A 26,119-nucleotide genomic window follows, 5' to 3' on the forward strand; every position below is an offset into this window, starting at 1 on the left:
CACAGCAGCTGCGCTCATCGCTCCTGCGCGATAGCAGGAATACGATGAGCGGGCCAGTGAACGAATCAGTCCAGGCGCCGGGCGGAAGGTCCCGGACGCGTCACCACAGTACTAGCCTGTGCAGCTTCCTCCGGGTATTCGCCGCGATACTTACCGAGCCACGTGCTGGCGAATTCCGAAGCCTCGGCGGTAGGCACGAGCGCCCACACCGAGCCACCGAACCCGGCCCCGAACGAGGTGGACCCAATCGCTCCAAGCTCGCGAGCGATGCGCGCGAGAGCCGATGTCTGCGGCGCTTGATTACCAAGGAGGCCCTCGGCCGCACGCTGCGACTCGTCAGCAATTCGCCCGAACTCTTCGAGATCACCACACGCCAGTGCCTTCGACGCCCCCGGAATGATGTTTTCAGACTCGGCAAGGAAGTGATCGAGACGCCGAGTAAGACCCTCGCAATCACTCACCACCTCGTGCAGCTTCTCAGCATTGGGGTCGACCACCAAAGCATCCCCGAGAACAGCGTCCTGACGACCTGTGGTCGAATTCCACCGCTCGATGATCTCGCGCGTCGCCAACGATGCCGCATTGTAGAGGTCACGAGCAGCTCCGGTCTTCTCGGCCGCCACTCCGGAAACGATGACGACAAAGGACATGTCTTCAGGAAATGGGACTCGCTGCTGCAATCGAATCGGGCAAAAGCGAAATTGACCGAGCTGCCCGTTCTCACTGCACACCATTGCGGTGTGGTCCTCTGAACCGCCAAAAGTTCCCACACCTGCGGCCCCTACGAGGTCCTTGAAAGTCATACCGTTTTCGTGACAGGCCAGATACCCGGCCAGATCGACATCGTCGGTGATGTTGTCTTGCCACGTGCGAGTATCAGGTAACCCATTGAAATCAGCCAGCCCCAACACGATCGCGCTGACGAGCGCAGACGAGGAACTCATCCCACTGGCTAGCGGCAGGTCGGAAGTTAACCGAATCCTGGCGGGGGCCAAATCACCGAAATTTGCCGTCAGACGGTCAATAACAGCCTGTGCGTACCTACCCCAGTGCCCAGCCGGCAGTTTTGGATCACGGCCCGCAGCCAAGGACAGCTCACCGGGAGCGGCGTCCGTCGACACCGTTATCTCGCTGTCACCTGGCTCGACGGAAATCGTCACTCCGCGATCCACGGCGGCCACCAGCGTGGACCCACCGGCATAGTCAGTGTGTTTGCCGAGGACCTCTATACGTCCCGGAACGAACCAGCGTGTCACAGTCTCACCTCGTAACTGCTGAGAGCCTCCACCACAGACGCAATGTCGCCGCGGTTCGACATGTCGAGAACCCCCGACTCGACCGGAATAACATCAAAATGCTCGCCGTGCTCCACCATCCAGCGCACTGCATCGACAATCTCGTACTCCCCGCGCTCCGACTTCTCGATCGAGCGGCACGCATCGAAGATTTTCGGGGTGAAGAGGAAGCAGTTCATCGATACCAGTGCGGCCTCTCCGGCAGCTTCAACGGTGTGGGGGTCCGGCTTCTCGATGATGCCCGTAAGCTGGCCGGAATCATCAGAATCCAGTAGGGCGAAGGCACGAATACGCTCAGGGTCGATGTTGGAATGCGCGATCATCGCGCGCTTTGTGAAACCTAGGGTCCCTGAGGCCGGAAGCTCGCGAAGCCTGGCGACCGCATCCTCCGGGTAAAAATTGTCAGAGTTCACAACCAGTACCCGGTCATCGCCGGCAAACTCCTCGGCGGCTGCAACGGCATCCGCAGTACCCAGAGGATGCTCCTGGACCGCATAGACAATCGACAGTCGCGATGTTTCACACGAGTCGTAGTAGTCCCGGATCATGTTGTGCTCGGGGCCGATCACCAGACAAAATTCGTCAAAACCGGCGTCGGCTAGCGCTGAGATGACGTAGTCGAGGAATGGACGACCATCAAGACTGATCATTGCCTTGACGCCGGCTGCGGCAGCAGCTGCCTGATCTGCCGTAAGGGAGACCCCCTCGGCAGATTTACGCATCCGCGCTCCCAGACCACGCGCCATGATGACGACCTTGTGAGGAGCCGTTTGTGTCACCGGATCGTGTGTCATGTGGGCAATCCTAGGAATCGATCCGAATCCGCGCGCGGCTGGGGCAGCATCCGGTCACTTCAGATGATCCTTTTCCATTTTTGCCCGTCGGCCAGGGGACACGTCAATCACGTATCCTGGCGGCATGGCCACCGGTAGTAACGGCACCTTGGACAAGAAGTCGCCAGCTAGCATGCACACCTCGGTAATCGTCTTGTCCCTCGTCCTCATCTTCGCTATCCGGAACAGCGCCCTCGACGTACCCCTCAGCCTGGTGCTGCTGGTGACGGCCGTCATGTGGGCCGTTCAAAGACAGAAGGCCAAGTCCAAACGAATCAAGAGCAGCGAGCACCACGAGTCCACCTCAGATGAGCAAAACCTGGGGACCCCGGCCCCCAATCCCGCGAAAGAAAAGAAGGTCGTAGAGCGCAGACCTCGATCATCAGCAGATAGGGACAACAGCTTCTCCGACTCGCCGGATCAAGCCCTGCGCGGTGGCCCCTTCGCGGCTCTGACCGATGCGTTACCCAGCAACGGTGACCAGTCCGGTAAGCACATCGAGCCCGCGCGGCCTCAACAACATCATCCAGCCCCGAAACTGGGGCATCCGCAATATCAAAGTCGTGCGCCGCACCCTTTCCCTCAGGATCCGGAGTCCGTGGGTCTCCACGACCCCGAGTCCCTCCTGCCTGAGATCGCTAGGCCCAAGATCAAACCCCCGGCCACGCCTGCCTCCGATGTTCCGGCACTCACTCCACCTACGGACGAGGCTATGAAAGCCACGGCCTCGAGTCCTGCTGTCACTCAGAAAGCCGCCTCAATCGCCGCCCCCACAAAAATCGCCCGCGACAGCCGATCCGACGACAACCAGGGCGGATCAGCAGCCATTTGCGTGACGCACGAGTCAGCTACGACGAGTCTGCACGAGCTCCGCGAGGACAACGGTTCGTGCCTGTCCACGTCTTCCCTCTTCGCGTAGCGATCACCGGATTCGCGCAGCGGCGACCGGACCCCACTCATTTACAACCCCACCAAGAGAAATCGCGAAACATGTCTGGTCGCCGACGGACCCGGCATAATCCGGTCCCAACCCCCAGCGTGCTGACGCTTTTCGCAAGCGTGCGAAAGCGGACCCCAACACAAACAGCATGTACCTGGTCGCAAATCCGACATACCGCTTTACGCCGCTGCAGCCACACCCCGGTGCCGGCCCCAGAGCGCTGACCTGACGGTGCCGAGTACCAGCTCCGGATTGTCCCGAATCATATTTGGCGTGATCCGAATGACGCGCAATCCAGCTCCCACCAAAAGTGCGTGGCGCCTGGCTGTCGCCTCGTAGTCTGCTGATCCCCCGTGGAAGGCATAGCTGTCGACCTCGACAACCACATTCTCCTTCTTAAACCAGAGGTCAGGAAAGACGGCGTTCCCGTCAATCCACAACCTCTCGTTCGCCTTCCACCCACTGATCCGATGACGGCGGAACAACGCATGAATCTCTCGCTCAGCGACAGACCACGGACGGTCCAACAACTGGCGCAAAACTCGCCTAACAACGCTGGATGGAGCCTTCCTCGCGACCCTAGGACGAACCTCGCGAAGGTCTTCAGGAGTTGCGTAGCCTTGCCGAAGGCATTCCGTGGCAGCTTCCCAGTCCCCACGCAGCGCCAACCAGAAGCACGTGTAGGCGCGAGTGGTACGTACACCGTACCGATCCTCGATGACGGGCTCGCTCGCAGCGCGATGGAACCTTAGCCATGGCCGACGCGAGCACCGCGGCATCGAGTGCGGGACGATGACGTCAATTTCGGTCACCTTAAGATCCCTCATCCCCGCCAGGTACAAAGCAGCCCTACCGGCAAAGACCGCGCTCGGACGCCACAACCTGACGGCACGCATCCACGACTCTGGGTGTCTGGCGGCCGTAGCCGTCATGACGATTCTGGGCAGGGGTCTGATGACGTGGCCCTCCCGTGCCGCTCGCCGCGCCTGCCGAGCGACTCGTCCCACCGAACTGATCTTGGCCACACCGCCGTTGGCCTCCAGGATGTCAACTAACTCCATACTTTCAGTTATCGTTTCGCCCCAGGTATTTTCGTCATCCAATTCGACATCTGTGGATAACGACCGCGGATGCTATCGGAGTTGTCCACAGCGTGACTCCTCGAGGGCCCCACACGCACCGTGTCGACCCCACGCCACAGCCCAATGGGCCAGATTCCTGACCGCCCCTCCCCCTCCTCCCCCGTAGCCTTCCTGACCAAAAATCCCACTACCCCGTCGCCTCTGTCCTTCCCGTGCAAAGTAGGCTTGCGACATGGCAGAGATGCGCATTGAGAAAGACAGCATGGGCGAGGTCGAAGTACCCGCCGAGCACTACTGGGGGGCCCAGACACAGCGCTCCCTTCACAACTTCGAGATCGGTCGTGACACCTTCGTTTGGGGGCGGGACATGATCCGTGCTCTCGGAACTCTCAAAAAGTCCGCGGCACTGGCCAACAAAGAACTGGGCGAATTGCCGGGCGACATTGCCGACCTCATCGTTCAGGCTGCCGACGAGGTCATCGCTGGAAATCTCGATGGCGAGTTCCCGCTAGTGGTCTTCCAGACTGGTTCGGGAACCCAGTCCAACATGAACACCAACGAGGTGATCAGCAACCGTGCCATTGAGCTGGCCGGTGGCGAGCGCGGGTCGAAGAAGCCCGTCCACCCCAATGACCATGTCAACCGTGGCCAATCGTCTAACGACACTTTCCCGACGGCCATGCACATCGCCGTCGTATGCGCCCTCAACGAGCGCCTTTACCCCGCCGTCCAGCAGCTTCGCGACACCCTCGACGAGAAGGCCAAGAAGTACGACGACGTCGTGATGGTCGGCCGCACTCACCTACAGGACGCAACGCCGATCCGCCTCGGCCAGGTCATCAGCGGCTGGGTCGCCCAAATCGATTTTGCCCTTGACGGCATCCGCTACGCCGATTCTCGCGCCCGTGAATTGGCCATCGGTGGCACCGCCGTCGGAACCGGCCTCAACGCCCACCCCGATTTCGGCCCGACCGTTGCCAAGCACGCGACCGAAGAGACTGGTCTTGAGTTCAAGCAGGCCGACAACCTTTTCGCCGCGCTGAGTGCCCACGACGCCTTGGTGCAAGTTTCGGGGTCGCTGCGTGTCCTCGCTGACGCCCTCATGAAGATCGCCAATGACGTCCGCTGGTACGCCTCCGGCCCCCGCAACGGTATCGGCGAGCTCCTCATTCCCGAGAACGAGCCCGGCTCTTCGATCATGCCGGGCAAAGTCAATCCGACCCAGTGCGAGGCCATGACGATGGTCGCCACCCGCGTGTTCGGTAACGACGCGACAGTCGGTTTTGCCGGTTCCCAAGGCAACTTCCAGCTCAATGTGTTCAAGCCCGTGATGGCTCACGCCTGCCTAGAATCGATCCGCCTCATCGCCGATTCGTGCATCAGCTTCGACAAGCATTGCGCCTACGGCATCGAGCCGAATCCCGACAAAATCAAGGAGAACCTCGACAAGAACCTCATGCAGGTGACGGCTCTCAACCGTCACATCGGTTACGACCTGGCTTCGAAGATCGCCAAGAACGCTCACCATAAGGGCATCAGCCTGCGTGAGTCCGCTCTCACGATCGGCGGCATGAGCGAGGAGGACTTCGATAAGTGGGTGGTCCCCGCTGACATGACTCACCCCAGCGCCGCTGAATGATTTTTGTCGCCATGACGACGCGTCGGGACGGTCTCTGCATCGACAGTGCCCGTCCCGACGTTTTTGTGTATGGGAAGGAAGGGTAATCCGGGAAACGGACCGCTTCGAGGACAAGATGATCCGCCTGCGTACCGACCGCGGTCACCGGAGACTAGAGGAACCCGCCGCGACAGGACTCACGTAGTGGGGATCCACGCACAGGACGTGCGGTGCCATCACCCCTTGACAGCTCCAGCAGCGAGCCCTGACTGCCAGTAGCGCTGAAGGACGAGGAACAAAATCACCAGCGGGACGACTCCAATGACCGAAGCGAGCATCACAGCCCCTTTGTCCGGGGCGAAATAGGCCATCATGCCGTACAGCCCTTGGGTTACCGGCTGCAAATTCTCATCGGTTATCATCATCAACGGCAGCAAGAAGTTATTCCACGTCGCGACGAAGATGAACAAAAAGATCGTCACCATGGCCGGGGCCAGCAGACGCAGCACCATGGTGGAGAAGATCCGGAATTCTCCCGCCCCATCAATGCGGGCAGCTTCAAGGAGTTCCGTCGGCACCGAAGAATCTGCGTAGACATTGCCGAGAAATACCCCAAACGGGCTAACCATCGATGAGATGATCACTGCCCATATGGTGTTAACCAGGTGTAACTTGATGAACAGCAAGTACAACGGAACAGTAAGCAACGCTACCGGCATCAGTAAGCCAATCATGATGACGATGAGCAGCACTTGGCGCCCCGGGAACTTGAATTTAGCTATTGCATACCCACAGGCTACCGAAATGAGCGTCCCGACGGCACCAGACACCGTTGAATATAACAATGAGTTGAGTACCCACCTCGGAAACATTCCTTTGGTCCAGGCCATGAGGGAGTGCCAGTTGGCGGTCCAGTTGAACTCCCCGAAGGTGAATCCAGAAGTGCTCACCAAATCGGTGTTGTTCTTAGTAGACGCGATGACCAGCCAGATGATGGGGAACAAAAAGTAGCACGCTGCAAAGATCAAAATCACCAATGTGATTGTCCGGGCCGTCGTGGAGGGGGCAATCGATCGAGGCGGAAGGCCAGCCAACGAGGGGCGATACTGAATGCCATCCTTGGTGACGGCGGTTTTGCCATGTGGCATGTTAGTCCACCTTCCTCTGAGCGAGGGCATAGATTATTGCGAGTACCCCGGCAACCAAGGCCATCATGATGGATACCGCGGAGGCCGGCCCGGCACCGCTAGGGCTAATTTTTCCATTCATGGTGTTGTAAGCCATCATCATGGGCGTGTAATCCCGCGGCATCCAAGTCGCAACGGTGGCTAAAACCGTCGGCTCATTGAACAATTGCACGGTGCCAATAATGGATAGCAGAACTGCCAGCATAGCTGCACCTCGAACCATCGGGACCTTAATCTTCGTCATGATATCCCAGCCCGAGGCGCCGTCAATACGTGCGGCCTCGTAAAGATCTGATGGGATCGCTTGTAGAGCGGCTAAGAAAATCAACATATTGTAGCCGGTAAAGGTCCACGTCGTCATATTGGCCATTGATGCGAGGATGACATGGGAGCTCAACAGACTGAAGCCTAAATGTCCCGCGAAAGGGGAAATCTCGGGCACGTAGAGGTAAGTCCACATGATCGCGGCTACCAGCCCCGGAATGGCGTATGGCAAGAAGTATGAGAGGCGCCAGAATCCGGGATGGCGCACCAGGTAAGAGTCGATAATCAGAGCGAGTAACAGTGCCGTAAGGATCATAATCGGGATTTGAAATACACCGAACAGCATGACGCGACGAATACCTTGCCAGAAGGCGGGATTCGTACATACGTCCTGGAAGTTCTCCAGGCCGACAAATTTCTCCACTGTCCGGCCTCCGCCGAAGAGACCACCACCCTCGGCAACCTGCTTATGGAAACCAGCCCGGATGCTCTCGATGATGGGAGCAACGAACACGATGATGAAGACGATGGTGAATGGCAACGCGAATAACCAACCGGTTAACGCCTCGTGCCTGGCCTTGCGACTGGCCATCGTGGATGAGGACATGCCGCCTCCTGTGGAGAGTTGTCACGGTGCGGATCTTCCCGCGCCGTTCGGCGACCATGGTGATCACCGCGGACTGTGTCAATGACAGATCACAACTGTCAGTTGAGGTGGGGCTCAGGCCCTCCTGGACCACAGGAGGGCCTGAACCGGTAAAAATGGCCGGTCCGGACTGCGCATAGCGCTACCCGCTCAGCTAGAGGCCGGCCCCGTCGATAATCACCCGTTCACAGGGAGTCCAGCGTCCTTGAGGGCCTGGACCGAGGTGTCCTGCGTAATCTGGAAGATGTCGCCGACTTTCGCCTTGCCAGAGGCGGCATCAGCAGCCTTCTCGTTCATCTTCGTGCCCACGGCGGTGAAGCCAGGAATATACCCAAACTGCGAGTCGAGTTTCTCATTTGCCTTAGCAAGCTCGGCCATAACGTCCTGGCCACCAAACTGCTTCTTCATTTTCGTAGGAGTAGTCACCTGGCCCTTAGCGGCGGGGACCAGACCCTGGGTAGCAAGGTCGTTGACCTGGGTGTTGAACCAGTCGTTAAACTGCATCGCCTGAGCGGGGTACTTGCAGCCCTTGACGACGGCGACACCTGAGCCGCCATCAGGTCCAGTCATGTTCGATCCGCCGAAGGATGGCAGCTGGGCGACGCGCCACTGACCGCTATAGCTGGTCTTGTCGAGGGCGTCCAGCATGAAGCCTGTCTCCCAAGCAGGGGCGATATTGCCGATGAGTTTCCCGCTGACAAGGTCCTTCGTATACGCATCGCTCCAGCGGGCGTCGGTGATAGCACTTTTGTCGTCGAGGGCTTTCTGCCAGAAATCGGCAACAGTCTTGCTCTTGTCACCGTTGGTCTCGACCTTCCACTTATCGCCTTCGGAGGAGTACCAGACGGCGCCCGCAGCAGCAGCCTGAGCGGACAGCCAGTTCTGGGCTTCGTCGGGCTCAAATCCGAGGAGGTACTTGCCCTTGGCGGCGGCCTTCTTAGCGGAGGCAAGCAACTCGTGAGAGGTTTTCGGAACTCCAATGCCGAGCTTCTTGAACTCGGCTTCGTTGTAGACGTACATCAATGGGCCAGTATCTTGAGGCAGCCCGACAACCTTGCCGCCGACAGACATCTGACCGTATGCGCCCGAGAAATGATCCTTATATTTCTCGGCCTCGTTGGTGACGTCCTGCACCAAGCCCTTGACGTACATGTCTGGGACCTCGGAATATCCCGACTGAACCAGGCAGGGGGCGGTCCCAGCCTTCACGTCAGCCTCTAGCTTGGGCATGAGCTCATTGGCCTTACCCGGGAATTTCGTGGCTTCGACCTGGATGTCAGGATGCTCCGAGTTCCACTTTTTAACGATGCCAGCGACCTTCGTCATCCCCTCCCCGTCGGGTAAGCGGTGCAAGTACTTGATAGTGACCGGGCCGGGGGCTGCCGCAGACTGCGACGCAACCTCACTGGGCGACCCGGATCCCCCCGTAGAACTGCCACAGGCACCGAGCAGGAGTGTTCCGACGACGATCGCACCAACAGAGGCCATCCGACGAGTACGGCGTGTGATCATGTCAACCCTCTTCCTTGAGTCATGGGCCACAGGTGGACCCGCATCTGCCGACCGGCGTGCATTAGATACCGCCCTAGAATCCGCCACAACATTGTGTACACGTGTACATTACGACTCGCGCACCGCCCCAGACAAGTGAGGTTGCACAATCGGAGCGTCACCGATGACGAACCGGACTAGTGAGGAGGATTGCCGATGAGCGCGGAACCAAGCCGACCCACCATGCACGACGTGGCTCGGGTCGCCGGCGTCTCCCATGCCACGGTGTCACGGGTCCTCAACGGCCACACCAACGTTGCTCCCACAACCGCACGAGCTGTCGCCGACGCGATCATTACCACCGGCTATGTACCTAACCGGGCAGCACGGTCGCTACGAGTCCAGTCCACCGACACTGTGGTCCTCGTAGCCCGCGAAAAAGTCGACGTTTTCTACAACGAGCCAACCCTGTCACCGATGGCATCAGGGGCGAACCTTCGTCTTTCCGAACACGGATACCAGATGTTGTTAGCCCTCGTCGATTCTCCCCGATCCGCTGAGCGGGTTGGGTCATTGATTGCCGGGGGATCCTTCGACGCGGCAATTTTGGTCGCCATGAGCAACGACGACCCGCTGATCACGCGTCTCATGGCCACGAATATTCCCCTCGTAACTGCATCCACGCCGTTTCCAGGATCTGACATCCCTTCGGTCGACACCGACAACGTCGGAGGTTCCCGAGCTATCACTGCGCAACTTGTAGCCACTGGTCGGTCAAAACTAGTCGCTATCGGAGGGCCATCGTGGGCCCCGGTCACCCCGCTACGTCTCGACGGGTTCTACCAAGGTGCAAAAAATACCGCCTTAGGGCACAGCACAGTCGATGAGTGGACCCTCACCGCCGGCAAGCGAGCAATGGCAGAACTCCTTGAGCGCCACCCGGACCTCGACGGAGTCGTCGCGGCCTCAGACCTACTGGCCGCAGGGGCGATCCAAGCCCTCAACGACGTCGGTCGGCCGGTGCCACAAAGTGTTGGCGTCGTCGGGTTCGATGATGCGCCGGTCGCTGCTCTCAACGATCCTCCGCTGTCGACAGTGCGCAGTGATGCCAGGGCAACAGGAATCGCCCTGGCGGACCTGACGATCGCACAGATTCGCGGTCAGGAACTCCCCCAGCGCCACCTCCTACTACCCAACGAAGTGGTCTGGCGGGAGTCAGCCTGACCAGTCAGTCACACCACCGACGGGCGTTGCAGGTCAGTGTAGTTGACGGCCTTAGCGTCAAGGAGTTCGACAAAAGCATCGAACCCGTTGGCCTCCAGCCACTGGCGCTCGGTCTCGGTGATCGGTACGCCAAGCAACCAGTGGACCTTCATGTCGCCAATTTCCACCCGGTCGAGCTGGGGGGTGGTGAAAGGATGGCACCACATCAGATGCGGGGTGGTGGAATTCGGCGCGTACATCGACACAACGTCGCCGAAGACGATTCCGGGAGCCATCGACCAGTGATCACGGAGCACCGCGAAGGCGCACGATCCCAGAACCTTACCCATGACGTCGGAACCGGGGGCGCCCACCACCATAAGCTCAGCGCGAATGTCGCTGCTGGTGCCGTCAACGAGACCGACCGCATTGGGCTCGGCGTGCAAACTCACCGTCGACCAGGTCGACCAGCCCGGCGCAGGCGCATCAGCAAAAGCCAGCACATCGATGCGCACCTCTTCAGCGGCATCGACCATACCGTCCGCACGGGGAGTACCACCGACCGCCTCGACTACGGCCTGGGCAACCTGGGGGCCGGTCAAGGGCATCTGCGTTGGCTCGGCCAGATGCTCGGGCAGATCTTGTGGGTCCAGCGGCCGCTCAGCCGTTAGCCCATCACTGCCAGGAAGGCGTGCTGCAGGGGAGACGTTTTCGTCGCTCATACATCGATCCTGTCACGTCGATGGCTCGAACGCGTCCGGGGCGGGGGTTTTCTTGCCCGGGGTGGAAAGGTGGAAGTGTTATTGGGGAGTACATCCACCGCCTGAATCCGACCGCAAAGGGAGACAATGCCTCCGCTGAAATCCGACGTGTGGACATGGGACACACTCATCCACATCGTCATCATCATTGCTGTAGCGATCGTCGCCCGTTGGCTGCTCCGCAAGGGTGTCGATTGGACGATTCATCTCATGGTGTCGCGCTCCGACAAACGCGAAGCGACGATGCCAGGCCGCACTCGTCGCATCTTCACAGAAGCGACCGGCGCGAGCATCGATCGACAAAATCAGCGAACCACAACCGTTGGCGGACTTCTTTCGAATGTCGGTGTGACGATCATCATCATCGTCGCCCTACTGTCAGGATTCAGCACCATCGGCATCAAGATCACCCCGATCCTGACTTCCGCCGGAATCGTCGGCGTCGCCCTGGCCTTCGGTGCCCAGACGCTCGTCAAGGACATTCTGGCGGGACTTTTCATCATCTTCGAAGACCAGTACGGCGTCGGTGACGCGGTGAAGATCAATGAGGTGGAGGGTCTCGTTGAGGATGTCGGCCTCCGCGTGACCCGGATCCGCGATTGGAATGGCGCAGCCTGGTATCTACGCAACGGTGAGATCACCAAGGTGGGCAATGTCACTCAGGGCTGGACGACCTCGTTTACTGACATCAAAGTGCATGCCTTAGAGGACCCGAACCAGGTGATCCGCGTCATCCGGAAGGTACTCGACGATCTCGAAGTCGAATTTGAGGGAGTCCTGCTCGACAAACCGCTGGTACTGGGGGTGGGCGACATCACCGGCGACACTATGACCTTCCAGGTGATGACGAAATGCATCGCCAACCGGCATCACGACGTTCTGCGCGCCCTGCGCCGCGAGTGTAAGGACGCCTTCGACGCAGCACGAATCCGCAGGGCCTTCTGATCTGACGGGCTAGTTTCGCCGAAGTCTGACACCTACCGTCATCACCGGTTCAGCGACCGAGCTCCTCCCGCACCGCTCGCTCCACCGCCTGGCTCAGCAGCAACCCGGCTTGGGCCATCGACACCTCAGGATCAGGCTCAGTGCTGGACAAGCAGATGATCCTCTGGAATGCCCCGCGCTTGTCCTCGGGGAGATCACACTTACCGCATACCGCCCACACCGGCACTCCTGCGTCGAGAGCAATCTTGCGGATAGTGTCGGGAAGCTTGCCCAGCAGGGTCTGCCCGTCGAGTCGGCCCTCGCCAGTGACAACAAGTCCGGCCTCGGAGATTTTTGACACCGCCTTAGCCCATCCGAGCACGGCGGCAGCCCCCGGGCGGTACTTAGCTCCCAGACAGCGAAGCGCCCAACCAACTCCGCCAGCGGCACCGGATCCCGGATCGTCCCGGTAAGCAGTGCCGATAGCTGGTTCCATCAGGTCAGCGAACCTGGTCAGACCGGCCTCAGCGACCCCAACCCCCTCGTAGTCCAAACCCTTTTGGGGACCGAAAACGGCTGCTGCGCCTTCCGGCCCCAGCAACGGCGAAGTGACGTCACACGCAACCGTCAAATTAGCTCCCGCCAATTTTCGATTGAGTCCGGACAAGTCGAGGCGCGAGAGTTCCGTCAACCCTGCCGCCCCGGGAGAAATCGGCGCGAGATTTTTGTCGAGCAAACGCGCACCGAGGGCTTCCAACATTCCTGCGCCGCCATCAGTGGACGCTGATCCGCCGACCCCAACGGTGATGTCAGTCGCACCTTTGCGCAGCGCAGCTGCGATGACCTCGCCAAGTCCACGGCTGGATGCCACGAGGCCACGTCGGGGCGTCGGCGGCCCGGATACTCGATCCGCTCTCTCTAAACCACAGCAGGTTGCCATTTCGATAACAGCATGGTGATCCCGCATTGCGTAGTCGACTTCCGCGAGGTCTCCCGTGGCGCCGTGACACTTAACGGTGACAGCATTCCAACCGGCCGCTAGAACCGCCTCAACGGTCCCTTCCCCGCCGTCAGCAACCGGGATTGTAATGACTTCACGATCCGGATCAGCCGCAGAAAATCCCCGCTGGACCGCTCTGCAAGCTTTCCCAGAGCTAAGTGAGCCTTTAAACGAGTCAACGGCTACGACCACCGGCGCATTCGGATCGGGACGCATGCTCTCAGCATGACACGCCAGCATGTCGTGGCCAGAAACCGGCTCCCCCCATCGTGATAAGCATTTCTCCCGCCTCGGGCCCCATGCCCTCACTTTTTCACCCCGACACGCACAGTGTCGGTACTTTTCGTCGCAACCCGTAAACTCAGGGTCATGGTGAATCGCGCCTACCTGTCCCTGAGTGTTCTTGCCCTCGTGTTGTGGGTGGCCGCGTATCGTCATCTACCCGGCTGGGCAGCTGGGATAACGCTGGCGTGCATCGTGCTGTTCTCACTGTTCTGCGAGTGGTCGCGGGTACGCACCCTGGCACGCATCGGCAAGGCTCGCGGTACCGCTACCCGAAGCTCGCGCGGCCGTAGGTTGTCCTGATCGACGCCAGGCGACCTTCATGACACGACCTGTCAGAACACGTTCTGTTGTGCTTCTACCGCCCAGTAGCCCCGACGCCAATGTCGCGTAGGCTATTTGCCGCCATGCCTGAGAAAAAAGTCAACAGCACCACCGTGCTGCCCGCCGCTTTGCGTCCCGCCCCCGACGAGTCTGGGATGACCGTGCCGCAGCTGCTCGAACACCGCATCAATGTGCTTTTCGAGCAGATCCCGTTGGTAGCCGAACTGGGTGATGCCTTCGCACAGGCTGGTCACGATCTGTATCTCGTTGGTGGATCTGTTCGCGACGCCCTCATGGGTCGGCTGGGTCACGACCTCGACTTCACCACCGACGCCCGCCCCGATGACACTGAAGCGATCCTGCGTAAACGCACCCATGCGACCTGGGACATTGGCCGGGCTTTCGGAACCATCGGCGCCCAAATTGACGATTGGGTGGTCGAGGTCACAACCTACCGCGCGGACGCTTACCATCCCGATTCACGCAAGCCCGAAATCGTCTACGGCGAGACCTTGAAGGACGACCTTATTCGCCGCGACTTCACCGTCAATGCGATGGCCCTTCACGCCGCTACCCGAATCTTCTCGGACCCTTACGCAGGCCTGGCCGACATCGTGGCGGGAGTTTTGCGCACCCCTTTCCCCCCGGAACGGTCTTTCAGTGACGATCCGCTGCGGATGATGCGAGCGGCACGTTTCACCTCTCAGCTGGGCTTCACCGTCACTAACGAGGTACGTGCCGCCATGACCGACATGGCCGCTCGTATCGAGATCATCTCGGCCGAACGTATTCGCGATGAGCTCTCCAAAACCCTCCTCACCGACCACCCCCGTGAGGGACTGAACCTCCTCGTGACTACAGGAATTGCCGACTATGTGCTGCCCGAACTCCCCGCGTTGCGTCTCGAGCGCGACGAGCATCACCGTCACAAGGACGTCTATGAACACTCATTGACGGTTTTGGATCAGTCGATCGACCTAGAGAAGCGTCGCGGCCATGACCCGGACCTCACGGGTCGTCTGGCGGCCCTGCTGCACGACATCGGTAAGCCCCCGACGCGCAAGTTCGAGCCTGGCGGCAAGGTGAGCTTCCATCACCACGACATCGTGGGAGCAAAAATGGCGCGCAAACGTCTTAAGGCTCTCACCTACCCCAGCCAGATCGTCAAGGACGTCTCCAAGCTCGTTGAGTTACACCTGCGCTTCCACGGCTACGGCGACCAGGGCTGGACCGACTCGGCGGTTCGTCGTTATGTTCGAGACGCCGGCGATCAACTAGAACGCCTCCACATCCTCACCCGATCTGACTGCACGACCCGCAATCGTCGCAAGGCCGAGCGGCTGGAATTCGCCTATGACGATCTTGAGGCGCGCATCGCCGATCTGGCCACTAAGGAGGAGCTCGCCGCCGTTCGACCCGATCTCGACGGTCAGCAAATCATGGCGACCTTGGGCATCAAGCCAGGGCCGGAGGTTGGTATGGCATACAAATTCCTACTTAACCTTCGCTTAGATGAAGGTCCGCACACTGCCGATGAGGCGAAGGCCGCGCTGCTGGCCTGGTGGGCCGAGCAGGATCACTAAACCATCTCTGATGGTCACAGCTGAAACAGGTCGGCCAACTACCATGACAGACGTGCCTTCTCCGTCCCGCCTCCGCCCAGCCGCCTGGCTGCTCGGTCTTTTAATGGTTCTGGCAACCGTTGTGGCGGGATCGTCCCCCGCCCAGGCGCGCGCTGTCCCCGAATTAGTCAAGGTGGCTATTACCTCCGTCACACCACCAACCGGCGACCCCAAAACTCCCATCACCATCAAGGGGACGGTCACGAACACCTCCTCGGTGTCCATGACGTGGGTACAGGCGTCTTTCTGGCGTTCTCAGGACGAGATCAACGACACCCGGGACCTCTCTGACCTCCTAGCTTCCCCGGCTACCGTGCCGGTGGGGATGCGTTGGTTCCGCGAGCCGAATGAGGCGTCAATTTTTAACATCACAGACCCGGAGGCCAACCAGACCTTTAAGCCAGGAGACACCGGGTCGTTCAGCGTCACCGGTACGCCCGCGCAAATGGGTCTGACGTCGCCAAATGCCGTCTATGCGGTCGGGATTCACGTGCAGGCGTCCCCAGGGAATCAACCGCGGCGAACCGTCGGACGGGCACGGGTACTGACGGTGCTCTCCGACGCTCACACCAGCGCAAACCTAGCCCCCGTTATCGTGCTGTCCGCCCCGCCGTCGCGACGAATTGACGGTACTTTTACCGACGAATCTCTATCCGACGACATCACCCATCGGTTGAAGCCCCTCGCTGAGGCAGCACATACCCGCAATGCCACCGTGCTCGTCGATCCAAGTCTTATCGATGAAGTTCGCGCCATGGCGTCGGGCTATCGGGTAGCTGGCAAAGGCCCGAACACAGTCGTTGGAACTGGCCAAGAGCGCGCCAAGGAATGGCTCAATCTCGTCGAACCCCTCTTATCGTCGGGCCGGGCATATCGCCTGCCCTACGGAAATGCTGACGTCGTCGGGGCTGTACGGCAAGGAAGCCCACGCCTCTTACCGAAGGTCAAGCACGCCCTCGACCCTTCCAACCCTGCGGCACATTTGCCCTTGGCCATCATCGATCCAGCTGCTGAACTCGACAATTCGTCGTTCAAAACCTTGGCTAAAGAGCTCTCCCCTTCCGTCATACTGACTTGCGCAGCATCAGTTCGTAAGGGGGTTCGCGAAGACTCTGGGGTGAAGATCATCGGGTTGGCCGACACAGTTCGGACCGGCGGCCATCCCCAGTCGAACAGTGACCCTCAACGGCGCGGAATCTTGCTGTCTCAAGCCCTCCTCATGACCCGTGAGTCGATCCCCGCTGTCACCCTCGTGACGACTGTCGACGACGTCCAGGCCACCGCCCCCATCAGCTGGCTTCACCTGCAAAACCTGTCGACAGTTCTCAACGGGGCGAAGCCGGGTCTGCACCTGCCGGAAAGTCGTGCCGGAGACACGATCCTCAAGGATCCGTGGTGGCAAGTCCAGCACGATGTCGGCATTGATGCTGACGGCTGGTCAGATTTGGTTGGGGCCTCGCCACAGACGGCTTCTTTGACCTCGGCGAAATTTGTCAGCCGGTCGCTGTCATCGTCACTCAAGGATCGGGAAGCGTGGGCCGTTGACGTTATGCGCCCGGCATCGGAGGTCATTGCCGGTAACGGTCTGGTCTTGCATTCGGCTTCCCAATTTGTGATGTCGTCATCACGTAACGATTTCCCGCTCACGATCACGAACTCGCTAGCACAGACGGTTCGTGTCAAGGTCGTAGTTACGTCAGAAAATCCGCAGCGCATCGACATCCCGGACACCCAGGTTGTTGCGATACAGCCCAAAGAGACGCAAACCATCAAGTTCGCTCCCAAGGCGAGTTCGAACGGCGTCGTTGAGATGCAGGCTCACCTTTCGACTCCGTCGGGGCGGCTCCTGGGTTCTCAGGCAAACTTCGTAGTCAAAGCCACCCAGATGGATGACGTGGGCTGGATCATCATCGTCGTGTCGGCATTAGTGCTCATCATCGCGACGGTGCTGAGAATCCGACAGGTGACGGCGAGTTCCCGGCGCGACACCGAAACGGCGGCCCCAGATGCTGAGCGACCTGCAACGAAGCTTGATGACATTTCTGACGACGCGCGAGCCGCCCCCGCACGAAAAGATCAGGAAGCGGTCCCAGGCGACGAGTCTGCACCGGGCCCTCTCACCAACATCGACGACCCCACTGTGTGACAATCCCAGAGTTCCCGAGGACGGATCGGTATCGTTGACGGTGCACAGTCGGATCGATCAGCCAGGAGGTGGCAGTGTCTTTCGAAGACTCCGCCGACCGCTACCGCGATCCGTGTCACTCGGGCTCCCATGAGACGGACGATCTCCCTCACCTCTCCGCGGGATCTTTTCTGGGCGGTCGTTATCGCCTCGACCAAGAGCTGTCACATCCGGAATCCTCATCACTTACGTGGCGGGCTTTCGACACTAAATTGCACCGCCCGGTTCTTATTCACGCCCTGCCCCCACATGGCCCTCGCACCCCTGCTGTCCTCGACGCCGCTATGCGCGCCGCTGTTGCTACCGATTCGCGCTTTTTGCGGGTTCTTGACGCCGTTGTCGCCGAGCCGGGAGAACCGGCTTCGTGGGTTGTCAGCGAATACGCACCTGGCAAATCAGTCGAGGAGTTACTAGGAGCCGGCCCGCTGTCGGCACTGGAGGCGGCGTGGATCGCCCATGAGATTGCTGATGCTATGGCCCCGTTGCATGCCCAAGGGGTCTTCCATGAACGCATTAGCCCCGGGACTGTCCTAGTCACCTCGACAGGAAACCTCAAGATCAGTGGTCTCCTCATTGAGGCCGCGTTGCATCCCCGGCAGGGAGACACTTCTCGCCCTTGGCCCGACCGCGAGGCCGCCGACGTGACGGATATTGGTCGCGTCCTTTACGCCTGCCTGGTGTCTCGTTGGCCCAACGGACGGGGACACCGGCCCTCCGTGGAACCGGCGACGACCATGTCGTGGGGGCTGCCACCTGCACCTACAGATGCTCATGGGTGGCTCACTCCACGCGAGGTGCGCGCCGGGGTCTCTCCCGCCCTCGACGTTCTCTGCGACCAAATCCTCTCAGAAGTTCCTCACTATGACGAGGTCCCAGTGCGCACAGCCAACGAGACCGCGCAGTCTCTGGGGCGGATCTTAGGATCTGCCGACGCCGCCGCTGATTTGGAGCGCCGCATCCATTTCCCAGTGGGCCCGGCGTCTCGGGCCGGGGAAGAACCATGGCGGTCAGACGAGTCCCCGGCACCGATGCCACCACAGAGTCCCGATGAGCCTGAGCGGGATGAAAAGTACGGTCCTGATGAAGAGGGGTACTGGTCTCCGGAGGCTGCTGCCGGCGAGTGGGGCCGTCGCGTTGAGCCCGTAGCGTGGACGGGTCCTAACGGTCCCCGCACCATTCAGTCCCCTCAAGACTGCTCAGAAGACGACGGCGCTGAGGTCGAGGCGAGGCTGGTGAAAGCCCGCCCAGATGGTCGACGCTGGCCACCGATGTTCATGGTTTTGGTGGCTGTCGTCATGATTGTGTGCCTCGTTGCTGTCGGGATGCGTCACATCGGCAGCGGCACCTCGCAAGCGTCCGGTGATCCGACGGTTGTTAAACCGACGCATGTTCAGGAGTTTGACCCCTTTAAGGACGGTGGCGACGCCAAGGAGAACCATAACCAGGTGAAACTTGCTGTCGACGGTAATCCGTCGACAGCGTGGCACACTGTCGTCTATCGCAACTCGGCGAAGCTCGGGAACCTTAAGCCCGGGGTCGGACTCGTCGTCGATTTGGGTCGGGTCACGGAGGTCACCTCGGTCAAGGTACGGCTGGTGGGTTCTGGCACGAGTGTCTCGCTATGGGAGCCAGGGCATGACGCGTCCTCGGATCAGCCGCCGATGAAGACAATCAAGGATTGGACTCGCGTCGCAGCGGTGTCGGAGGCTGGAACGACCGTGACGTTGAAGCCGCCGGCGGATACAAAGACCAGGCACCTTTTGGTGTATCTGACCAAGCTTCCCCTGAAATCAGCTACCCGGTTCCAGGGCGGGATCGCCGATATTACGGTCATCGGCGCCTGATGTGGTTGAGGCATCCCACTGTGGCTGACGCATCACGACGCGGCCATTCGACCACAGCCGCGTCGGCCGATGTGCTGGTTTGCAACGCTGACCGCAACGCTGCCACCCCGGGCAAAAATTCCCGCCCCACGAGTTCATCCAGCCCAGGATTTCCCGACCCCTACCCAGGCTGACATTTTTCGTCACGAGTAGCTGTCATGCTCGGTTCGTGACACAACGGGGTGCCGATCGATACAGCCACGAGACCCCACTCGCCCTGCAACAGCGCAGGAGCTAAACGCAGTGGTGCCCCGCGCTCGAAGGCACGGGGCACCACCTATCAACGATCCATCAGAATCAGCACAAGGTCACTCCTTGACGTCATCGTCCACCCAGTCGAAGGTCTTAGTGACGGCCTTCTTCCAATTGCGGAACAGACGCTCGCGCTCATCCTCGTCCATCTTGGGCTCCCAGCGCTTGTCCTCGGCCCAGTTGTCGGTGACGTCATGTTCGCCCTCCCAGAAACCGACGGCGATGCCAGCGGCGTAGGCAGCACCCAGAGCGGTGGTCTCGGCAACCACGGGGCGAACCACCGGCACGTTGACTTGGTCGGCCTGGAACTGCATGAGGGTCTCGTTGGCGGTCATGCCGCCGTCGACGCGCAACTCTGTGAGCGGTACACCAGAGTCGGCGTTCATAGCTTCGAGAACCTCGCGGGTCTGGAAGGCGGTCGACTCGAGCACGGCGCGGGCAATGTGGCCCCGGTTGACGTAGCGGGTCAGGCCCACGAGGGCACCACGTGCGTCGGGACGCCAGTACGGCGCGAACAAGCCAGAGAAGGCCGGCACAAAGTAAGCGCCGCCATTGTCCTCGACGGTACTGGCGAGAGCCTCGATCTCCGGGGCAGTTTCGAACATCTTGAGGTTGTCGCGCAGCCACTGAACCAGCGATCCGGCGACGGCGATAGAGCCCTCCAGGGCGTAGACGGTGGGCTGGTCACCGATCTTGTAGCAAACGGTGGTCAGCAGGCCGTTCTCGGAGAAGATGGCCTCCTTACCTGTGTTCATGAGCATGAAGCAACCGGTGCCGTACGTGTTCTTCGCCATGCCTTTGTGGAAGCAGGCCTGACCGAAGGTGGCGGCCTGCTGGTCACCGAGGATGCCGGCGATCGGGGTGTCGATCAGCAGGCCGTTCTTGCGACCGTAGCCGTAAACTTCGGAGGAGGACTTGATCTCGGGGAGCATGGACTTCGGAATTCCCATGACCTCGCACATTGAGTCGTCCCACTGCAGCTCCCGGACGTCCATAAGCATGGTGCGGGAGGCGTTGGTCGGATCTGTGATGTGGACGCCACCGTCAGTACCGCCGGTCAGGTTCCACAGCACCCAGGTGTCCATGTTGCCGAAGTACAGATCGCCGGCCTCGGCCTTCTCACGGGCTCCCTCGACGTTGTCGAGAATCCACTTGACCTTCGGGCCAGAGAAGTAGGTCGACAGGCCAAGGCCACAGATCTCCTTGTAGCGGTCTGCACCCTTGTCGCCGGCCAGCTCGTTACAGATCTTCTGGGTACGGGTGTCCTGCCACACGATGGCGTTATAAATCGGCTCGCCCGTGTTCTTGTCCCACACCACTGCGGTTTCACGCTGGTTGGTGATACCAACAGCAGCTAGCTGGTGGCGGTTGATGTTGGCCTTGGTCAGGGCAAGCCCAACAACGTCGCGAACGGCCTCCCAGATCTCGATCGGGTCATGCTCAACCCATCCAGCACGCGGGAAGATCTGCTCGAACTCCTGCTGGCCAACGGCCATGATCTGGCCGGCATGGTTGAAGATGATGGCACGGGCGGAGGTGGTGCCCTCGTCAATGGCGAGTACAAACTTCTCGTCGCTCATGTTGGTTGCCTTTCTTGTCTGCATCGACGTGTCTGACAGATTACGGCTGCTGCGCAATCAGTGTGTCACCAGAGGTATTCCACTCACCAGAAAATGATGTAGGTGAGCGCGGCCAGGACGGCACCGATTATCGGGCCGGCGACCGGAACCCAGGCGTATCCCCAATCGCTGTCACCCTTGCCCTTGATAGGCAAAACGGCGTGGGCGATACGGGGGGCGAGGTCACGGGCTGGGTTAATGGCGTATCCGGTGGGGCCACCGAGAGAAGCGCCGATGGAGACAATAAGCATGCCGACGGCCAGCGGACCAATCGTCACTCCCTGGGTGAAGCCGGAAATGATGACCCACAGCACGAGGACCCAGGTGCCGATGGCCTCAGTGATGGTATTCCACAACGGGTTACGGATTTCAGGGCCAGTAGCGAAGGTACCGAGCTTGAGGGCGGGGTCGCAATCCTCGTCATAATGCTGCTTGTAGGCCAGCCAGCACAGCACTGCACCGACGAAGGCCCCAGCGAACTGGGCGAGGATATAGATGGTGATGTTGCCAGCCGTGGCCGGGATACCAGGGGCCAGATCCTTGCCGGCGATAGCCAGACCGATGGTCACAGCCGGGTTCAGATGTCCACCGGTCTTGTAAGCCGCGTAAACACCGAACATCACAGCGAAGCCCCATCCCCAGTTGATCTGGAGTGAACCGGGGGCGTTAGCGTGGCCTTTGCTCTTGGGAAGGAGGTTGTTGGCGACGACGCCACAACCCAGGAGAATAAGGATCAAGGTGCCTAAGAACTCCGACCCGAAGATCGTTGCAGCGGGCACCGCAGTTTCGAGAAGCATGAAAACTCCTTCGTCGTGGTGTCATCCGTTGACACCGGTTTACTCGCCGGTGGCGGCCGATCCCGTAGGATTTAGGAAACGGGGACCGTCGTCCCGCCCTTGTGGGGGTCGGACGTGGCTCAGTCAAACATCAACGGCCCCACAGAATCGCGATTCTGCACTTACGTGCATGGCAAGGGGGGAGGCATGAACGAATTGTCCAACGACGTATGGACAGCTGCGTCCATGTATTACATGCAAGGCGAGACCATGGATGCCATCGCCAGCCATCTCGGCACATCTCGCTCAACCGTATCCCGACTTCTCAAGCAAGCGCGTCAATCCGGAGTTGTGCGCATCACCTTGTCCGAGCCGACGGGGTTACGAAGCGGGCTAGATTCCACCCTGACGAGGATGTTCGGGGTAAACACCACAGTCGTTCCCGTAAAGTCAGGAACCACCGAGATCCACCGTCTCGATCAAGTCGCCAGAATCGCAGGACAGATGGTGACGGATATGGTCGAGGACAATTCCGCTGTCGGCATCGCCTGGGGCACGACCCTTGACGCCGTCACCCACTATGTGGTGCCTAAAGACGTCAAGGGGGTCAGCGTCGTCCAGATGAATGGGTCGGCAAACCCCGCTAGTTCGGGAATACCCTACGTCGGATCGATCCTGTCACGGATGGCCGCCGCATTTGGTGGCGAAGTTATTCACTTCCCGGTCCCAACCTTCTTCGACAGTGCGTCAACAAAAGCCGCAATGTGGCAAGAGCGTTCCGTTCAGGCCGTCCTCAAAGCACATCGAGAACTCGACCTTGCTGTTTTCGGCGTCGGAGCCCTCGATAGCCCGGTCCCCTCCCACGTCTATTCGGCGGGTTACATGACCGAAGAGGAAAAAGCGAGTTTGGTACATGCTGGAGTCGTCGGTGACGTCAACACCGTCTTCCTCAAGGCCGACGGTGCTTACGACGTCGAGTTCAACAAGAGAGCAACCGGCTTAGCTCCCTTCCAACTGCAGCGCATACCGCGCCGGCTCTGCGTCGTCGCTGGGCGCGCCAAGGCCATCGGCCTGCTGGCTGCCCTCCGAGCCAGAGTCGCGACCGACCTCGTCGTTGATGACGCCACTGCCCGAGCGGTCCTCGATCTCATGTGAGAGTGCAGGTAGAAATCCAAACTCCCACAGCACATCGGCTGCGGGAGTTGACTGCGCCGCTACCACAATCAGGACTTCGCCGTGCCCATCGTCACGTCAACCGTCGCCTCCTGGGCACCACGTAAATAGCTAATCTTCGCTTTCTGCCCAGCTTTGAACGATCGAATAAGACCCACCAAAGACTCTCCCGAAGCGATATCAGTGTCGTCAATCCTGGTAATGACGTCACCTCGGCGCAAGCCGGCCTTGGCGGCCGCCGAGCCCGGAGTGACCGTCGCGACCCCGGCTCCCTGAACCTTGACCCCAGCTTTAGCCGCAGCCGCGTCACGAACCGAAATGCCTAGGAAAGCATGGGTGACCTTGCCGGTCTGGATGATCTGATCGGCAACCGACTTGGCCAAATTCGATGGGATGGCGAACCCGATGCCGATATTGCCTGACTGGGAACGACCCGCCGACGGCAAACTAGCGATTGAGGAGTTGATACCGACGAGTTCACCATCGGCATTGACCAACGCACCCCCGGAATTACCTGGGTTAATCGCGGCGCTGGTCTGAATCGCATTAGTGACGACAACCCCCGACGAGGAATCCTGCGATCCCAGCAAATCATCCGAGTCATCGCGATTCATGGTTGTGACCGGGCGATTAAGGGCGCTGATGATGCCAGTCGTCACCGATCCAGACAGGCCTAGCGGGTTACCCACAGCCATGACTGGGGCCCCGACGGTCAATTTGCTGGAATTGGCGAAACGAATCGGCTTCATGGACTCGGGCGGATTCGTTACCCGGATAACAGCCAGGTCGGTCGAGGGGTCGGTGCCGACCACTTTGGCGTCATACGTCTTGTTGCCTATAGATACCGTCAGTTGACCGCCAGATGTGGCGTCAGAGACAACGTGGTTGTTGGTGACGATGTTGCCATTGGAATCGACAACGACGCCAGACCCTTCACCTCCCCCATTACTGGTCGTCACAGTGATGGAAACCACAGAGTTCGAGACGGCGGAGGCGGTGGCCGTCCAATCCGGAGCAGAAGAGGACCCTTGAATGACCTTGGTAACGGTGCTCGGGGCAGCAGAACTTGTGCCCACTGCAGGAGTGTCATTTTTCGTCAGGGAACGATCGACTAGACCACCTGAGACGCCTCCCACGGCCGCGGCCAGCAGCACAGCAAGAACAATAGTCCCGCCACGGAAACCCTTGCCGCTCGATTGAGACGGGGGCTGGGGCGAGTCGGCATTTTTGTTACCAGGGTCCAGATCCGTGGCGGTGGGCTGTTCAGACGATTCCCACGGCTGGGTAGTCGGTGAATGTCCCGAGCTAGACCAGGAATCGTCGCTGCGCGACCAATAAGACTCCTGCGCCCAGTCATGGCGGGCATCCTCAGAGCGCGAGGAATATCCGCCCTCAGCGCTGGCACGCGGGAAGGAATTGGGTTCACGAGGCTCTCGGGGACCATTCGTCGACTCACTCATGGCTTCCAGTGTCCACGATGCCATCAAGTGTTTTGCCCGACCTCCCAGGGAAACTTGCTGCCGACAGAGCAGGAACGAGGCCATAGTGGCACGCACCCGGCCGTTCCATCCGACCATGGTCAGGTGGCTGGCGGGAGGGATTGGTCCGGGGTCAGAATCCCTACGGGAATGTCGTAGCGGCTTCGTGCGCTAGGTAGGTTGATCTGTGAACCAGTCACCGACCAGGAGACGCCATGACCACTCAGTCCCTCACACCCAACACCATCCTCGGCAACATTTCGCTGTCCGATTCCTCGGAAACCGGCGCTACCCAGTCCTCCCCTGAGGACGTCGGCGTCGATGCTCGGGGAAATGACGAGCCGCGCGACGTCATCATCGTAGGGTCTGGGCCAGCCGGATACACCGCCGCTGTCTACACCGCCCGCGCCGGGCTGAAGCCGCTGGTATTTGAGGGATCAATCGATGCCGGCGGGGCGCTCATGCAGACCACCGAGGTTGAAAACTACCCGGGCTTCTCCGAAGGGATCATGGGCCCCGATCTCATGGCGCAGATGCGCGCCCAGGCCGAACGGTTCGGAGCCGAGCTCGTCGCCGACGACATCACCGATATCGACCTCACCGGTGAAGTCAAAAAGCTCGTCGACACTGACGGAAACATCTACAAGGCGCGCGTTGTCATCCTCGCCATGGGATCGGCCTACCGCAAACTCGGACTTGAGGATGAGCCTCGGTTGTCCGGGCGCGGCGTGTCGTGGTGCGCCACCTGTGACGGGTTCTTCTTCACCGGCAAGGACATCGCCGTCGTCGGGGGCGGTGACTCCGCGGTCGAGGAAGCCACTTTCCTCACCCGATTCGCCAACTCGGTAACCCTCGTCCACCGCCGCGACCAATTGCGCGCCTCTCAGATCATGGCCGACCGTGCCGCAACCGACCCCAAGATCACCTTTGCGTGGAATAGCGAGATTGTCGCCATGCAGGGCGAGTCGAAGCTCGAGTCAGTCACCCTGCGCGACACCAAAACTGGCGAGGAGCGTCAACTCAAGGTTGCTGGAGTGTTTGAGGCTATCGGCCATGATCCGCGCTCCGAGCTAGTGCGCGGCCAGGTCGATCTAGACGAGGCTGGCTACGTCGTGTGCGCCGAGCCGTCCACCCGCACCAATGTGCCGGGAGTTTTCGCGTGTGGTGACCTGGTCGATTCTCACTACCAGCAGGCCATCACCGCGGCTGGGTCCGGATGTCGTGCTGCTCTGGATGCCGAGAGGTTCCTGGCTGAGCTCGGTCGTTGAGGTACTCGACAGT

Annotated in this window: 21 protein-coding genes and 1 pseudogene; 10 read left to right on the forward strand and 12 right to left on the reverse strand. The window is 60.2% G+C overall.

Translation table 11 applies throughout. The annotated features are described in order from the left end of the window. Nucleotides 1–65: 65 nt before the first annotated feature. Both A5483_RS00075 and A5483_RS00080 read right to left on the reverse strand, forming a co-directional pair. The gene (locus A5483_RS00075) at nucleotides 66–1,256 is read right to left on the reverse strand and encodes a galactokinase family protein (protein ID WP_063810625.1); all 1,191 of its coding nucleotides are present in this window, start codon (nucleotides 1,254–1,256) and stop codon (nucleotides 66–68) included. Then, nucleotides 1,253–2,089 (reverse strand): nucleotidyltransferase family protein, encoded by an 837-nt coding sequence (locus A5483_RS00080; protein WP_063810626.1) that lies wholly within the window; start codon nucleotides 2,087–2,089, stop codon nucleotides 1,253–1,255. The genes A5483_RS00075 and A5483_RS00080 overlap by 4 nt, the downstream gene beginning before the upstream one ends. Before the next feature lie 124 nt (nucleotides 2,090–2,213). Between A5483_RS00080 and A5483_RS00085 the strand changes: the two genes are divergently transcribed. Beyond that, entirely contained in the window at nucleotides 2,214–3,047 is an 834-nt protein-coding gene (locus A5483_RS00085; protein ID WP_002522733.1) for a LapA family protein, read from the forward strand. Between the two features lie 200 nt (nucleotides 3,048–3,247). Here the strand turns inward: A5483_RS00085 and A5483_RS00090 are convergent, their stop codons facing one another. After that, a complete protein-coding gene (locus A5483_RS00090; RefSeq protein ID WP_002522734.1) occupies nucleotides 3,248–4,129 on the reverse strand; it encodes an endonuclease domain-containing protein in 882 nt (293 codons plus the stop codon). Between the two features lie 253 nt (nucleotides 4,130–4,382). On the opposite strand from A5483_RS00090, the gene fumC reads away from it, so the two are divergent. Then, nucleotides 4,383–5,789 carry a class II fumarate hydratase gene (gene fumC, locus A5483_RS00095; protein ID WP_002526087.1) on the forward strand — a complete coding sequence of 469 codons (1,407 nt, stop codon included), beginning with the start codon at nucleotides 4,383–4,385 and terminating at the stop codon, nucleotides 5,787–5,789. A 215-nt stretch (nucleotides 5,790–6,004) separates the two neighbouring features. On the opposite strand, the gene A5483_RS00100 is transcribed toward fumC, so the two are convergent. The 3 genes from A5483_RS00100 to A5483_RS00110 form a co-directional block, all read right to left on the reverse strand. Next, a complete protein-coding gene (locus A5483_RS00100; RefSeq protein WP_063810627.1) occupies nucleotides 6,005–6,916 on the reverse strand; it encodes a carbohydrate ABC transporter permease in 912 nt (303 codons plus the stop codon). A 1-nt stretch (nucleotide 6,917) separates the two neighbouring features. Next, the gene (locus A5483_RS00105; RefSeq protein WP_193790413.1) at nucleotides 6,918–7,811 is read right to left on the reverse strand and encodes a carbohydrate ABC transporter permease; all 894 of its coding nucleotides are present in this window, start codon (nucleotides 7,809–7,811) and stop codon (nucleotides 6,918–6,920) included. 231 nt (nucleotides 7,812–8,042) lie between these two features. Next, complete coding sequence (locus A5483_RS00110) at nucleotides 8,043–9,353, reverse strand: ABC transporter substrate-binding protein (RefSeq protein WP_063810922.1); 1,311 nt, start codon at nucleotides 9,351–9,353, stop codon at nucleotides 8,043–8,045. A gap of 246 nt (nucleotides 9,354–9,599) precedes the next feature. On the opposite strand from A5483_RS00110, the gene A5483_RS00115 reads away from it, so the two are divergent. Further along, entirely contained in the window at nucleotides 9,600–10,580 is a 981-nt protein-coding gene (locus tag A5483_RS00115; protein ID WP_176607899.1) for a LacI family DNA-binding transcriptional regulator, read from the forward strand. 8 nt (nucleotides 10,581–10,588) lie between these two features. Here A5483_RS00115 and A5483_RS00120 read toward each other — a convergent pair whose 3' ends face one another. Next, the gene (locus tag A5483_RS00120) at nucleotides 10,589–11,281 is read right to left on the reverse strand and encodes a suppressor of fused domain protein (protein ID WP_063810629.1); all 693 of its coding nucleotides are present in this window, start codon (nucleotides 11,279–11,281) and stop codon (nucleotides 10,589–10,591) included. Between the two features lie 126 nt (nucleotides 11,282–11,407). On the opposite strand from A5483_RS00120, the gene A5483_RS00125 reads away from it, so the two are divergent. Next, nucleotides 11,408–12,265 (forward strand): mechanosensitive ion channel family protein, encoded by an 858-nt coding sequence (locus A5483_RS00125; RefSeq protein WP_063810630.1) that lies wholly within the window; start codon nucleotides 11,408–11,410, stop codon nucleotides 12,263–12,265. 49 nt (nucleotides 12,266–12,314) lie between these two features. On the opposite strand, the gene A5483_RS00130 is transcribed toward A5483_RS00125, so the two are convergent. Beyond that, nucleotides 12,315–13,460, reverse strand: a complete 1,146-nt coding sequence (locus A5483_RS00130; RefSeq protein ID WP_241497658.1) for a glycerate kinase — start codon at nucleotides 13,458–13,460, stop codon at nucleotides 12,315–12,317. 114 nt (nucleotides 13,461–13,574) lie between these two features. Between A5483_RS00130 and A5483_RS00135 the strand changes: the two genes are divergently transcribed. Together A5483_RS00135 and A5483_RS00140 are read left to right on the forward strand one after the other, a co-directional pair. Next, nucleotides 13,575–13,829 carry a hypothetical protein gene (locus tag A5483_RS00135; RefSeq protein WP_042843039.1) on the forward strand — a complete coding sequence of 85 codons (255 nt, stop codon included), beginning with the start codon at nucleotides 13,575–13,577 and terminating at the stop codon, nucleotides 13,827–13,829. Nucleotides 13,830–13,933: 104 nt separating this feature from the next. Further along, nucleotides 13,934–15,433 carry a CCA tRNA nucleotidyltransferase gene (locus A5483_RS00140; RefSeq protein ID WP_002549794.1) on the forward strand — a complete coding sequence of 500 codons (1,500 nt, stop codon included), beginning with the start codon at nucleotides 13,934–13,936 and terminating at the stop codon, nucleotides 15,431–15,433. Nucleotides 15,434–15,439: 6 nt separating this feature from the next. Here A5483_RS00140 and A5483_RS12185 read toward each other — a convergent pair. Further along, nucleotides 15,440–15,697, reverse strand: a pseudogene (locus A5483_RS12185) (DNA-binding protein); the annotation flags it as partial. Here A5483_RS12185 and A5483_RS00145 point away from each other — a divergent pair. Then, nucleotides 15,696–17,618 carry a DUF6049 family protein gene (locus A5483_RS00145; RefSeq protein ID WP_176607897.1) on the forward strand — a complete coding sequence of 641 codons (1,923 nt, stop codon included), beginning with the start codon at nucleotides 15,696–15,698 and terminating at the stop codon, nucleotides 17,616–17,618. The pseudogene A5483_RS12185 and the gene A5483_RS00145 sit on opposite strands and share 2 nt — an antisense overlap. Before the next feature lie 68 nt (nucleotides 17,619–17,686). Continuing rightward, complete coding sequence (locus A5483_RS00150) at nucleotides 17,687–19,501, forward strand: protein kinase family protein (RefSeq protein WP_193790402.1); 1,815 nt, start codon at nucleotides 17,687–17,689, stop codon at nucleotides 19,499–19,501. Between the two features lie 347 nt (nucleotides 19,502–19,848). Here A5483_RS00150 and glpK read toward each other — a convergent pair whose 3' ends face one another. Further along, complete coding sequence (glpK, locus tag A5483_RS00155; RefSeq protein ID WP_063810633.1) at nucleotides 19,849–21,396, reverse strand: glycerol kinase GlpK; 1,548 nt, start codon at nucleotides 21,394–21,396, stop codon at nucleotides 19,849–19,851. Nucleotides 21,397–21,455: 59 nt separating this feature from the next. Then, complete coding sequence (locus A5483_RS00160) at nucleotides 21,456–22,208, reverse strand: MIP/aquaporin family protein (protein ID WP_063810634.1); 753 nt, start codon at nucleotides 22,206–22,208, stop codon at nucleotides 21,456–21,458. Between the two features lie 186 nt (nucleotides 22,209–22,394). On the opposite strand from A5483_RS00160, the gene A5483_RS00165 reads away from it, so the two are divergent. Next, nucleotides 22,395–23,342, forward strand: coding sequence for a sugar-binding transcriptional regulator (locus A5483_RS00165; protein ID WP_002522776.1), 948 nt, complete (start codon nucleotides 22,395–22,397; stop codon nucleotides 23,340–23,342). A gap of 68 nt (nucleotides 23,343–23,410) precedes the next feature. On the opposite strand, the gene A5483_RS00170 is transcribed toward A5483_RS00165, so the two are convergent. Continuing rightward, a complete protein-coding gene (locus tag A5483_RS00170; protein WP_002550507.1) occupies nucleotides 23,411–24,844 on the reverse strand; it encodes a S1C family serine protease in 1,434 nt (477 codons plus the stop codon). Between the two features lie 209 nt (nucleotides 24,845–25,053). Between A5483_RS00170 and trxB the strand changes: the two genes are divergently transcribed. Continuing rightward, complete coding sequence (trxB, locus tag A5483_RS00175; protein ID WP_002549816.1) at nucleotides 25,054–26,106, forward strand: thioredoxin-disulfide reductase; 1,053 nt, start codon at nucleotides 25,054–25,056, stop codon at nucleotides 26,104–26,106. Nucleotides 26,107–26,119 lie beyond the last annotated feature (13 nt).

Origin of the sequence: Cutibacterium namnetense (genome assembly GCF_001642025.1) — a bacterium.
GTDB classification, from domain to species: Bacteria; Actinomycetota; Actinomycetes; order Propionibacteriales; family Propionibacteriaceae; genus Cutibacterium; species Cutibacterium namnetense.

Bases quoted from the DNA above. Each gene is read 5' to 3' on its own strand.
- A5483_RS00170 (WP_002550507.1), bottom strand. From the start codon at position 24,844: ATGGCATCGTGGACACTGGAAGCCATGAGTGAGTCGACGAATGGTCCC.
- A5483_RS00105 (WP_193790413.1), bottom strand. From the start codon at position 7,811: ATGGCCAGTCGCAAGGCCAGGCACGAGGCGTTAACCGGTTGGTTATTC.
- glpK (WP_063810633.1), bottom strand. From the start codon at position 21,396: ATGCAGACAAGAAAGGCAACCAACATGAGCGACGAGAAGTTTGTACTC.
- trxB (WP_002549816.1), top strand. From the start codon at position 25,054: ATGACCACTCAGTCCCTCACACCCAACACCATCCTCGGCAACATTTCG.
- A5483_RS00090 (WP_002522734.1), bottom strand. From the start codon at position 4,129: ATGGAGTTAGTTGACATCCTGGAGGCCAACGGCGGTGTGGCCAAGATC.
- A5483_RS00125 (WP_063810630.1), top strand. From the start codon at position 11,408: ATGCCTCCGCTGAAATCCGACGTGTGGACATGGGACACACTCATCCAC.
- A5483_RS00140 (WP_002549794.1), top strand. From the start codon at position 13,934: ATGCCTGAGAAAAAAGTCAACAGCACCACCGTGCTGCCCGCCGCTTTG.
- A5483_RS00160 (WP_063810634.1), bottom strand. From the start codon at position 22,208: ATGCTTCTCGAAACTGCGGTGCCCGCTGCAACGATCTTCGGGTCGGAG.
- A5483_RS00145 (WP_176607897.1), top strand. From the start codon at position 15,696: ATGACGTGGGTACAGGCGTCTTTCTGGCGTTCTCAGGACGAGATCAAC.
- A5483_RS00110 (WP_063810922.1), bottom strand. From the start codon at position 9,353: ATGGCCTCTGTTGGTGCGATCGTCGTCGGAACACTCCTGCTCGGTGCC.
- A5483_RS00080 (WP_063810626.1), bottom strand. From the start codon at position 2,089: ATGACACACGATCCGGTGACACAAACGGCTCCTCACAAGGTCGTCATC.
- A5483_RS00165 (WP_002522776.1), top strand. From the start codon at position 22,395: ATGAACGAATTGTCCAACGACGTATGGACAGCTGCGTCCATGTATTAC.
- A5483_RS00130 (WP_241497658.1), bottom strand. From the start codon at position 13,460: ATGCGTCCCGATCCGAATGCGCCGGTGGTCGTAGCCGTTGACTCGTTT.
- A5483_RS00115 (WP_176607899.1), top strand. From the start codon at position 9,600: ATGCACGACGTGGCTCGGGTCGCCGGCGTCTCCCATGCCACGGTGTCA.
- A5483_RS00085 (WP_002522733.1), top strand. From the start codon at position 2,214: ATGGCCACCGGTAGTAACGGCACCTTGGACAAGAAGTCGCCAGCTAGC.
- A5483_RS00100 (WP_063810627.1), bottom strand. From the start codon at position 6,916: ATGCCACATGGCAAAACCGCCGTCACCAAGGATGGCATTCAGTATCGC.
- A5483_RS00120 (WP_063810629.1), bottom strand. From the start codon at position 11,281: ATGAGCGACGAAAACGTCTCCCCTGCAGCACGCCTTCCTGGCAGTGAT.
- fumC (WP_002526087.1), top strand. From the start codon at position 4,383: ATGGCAGAGATGCGCATTGAGAAAGACAGCATGGGCGAGGTCGAAGTA.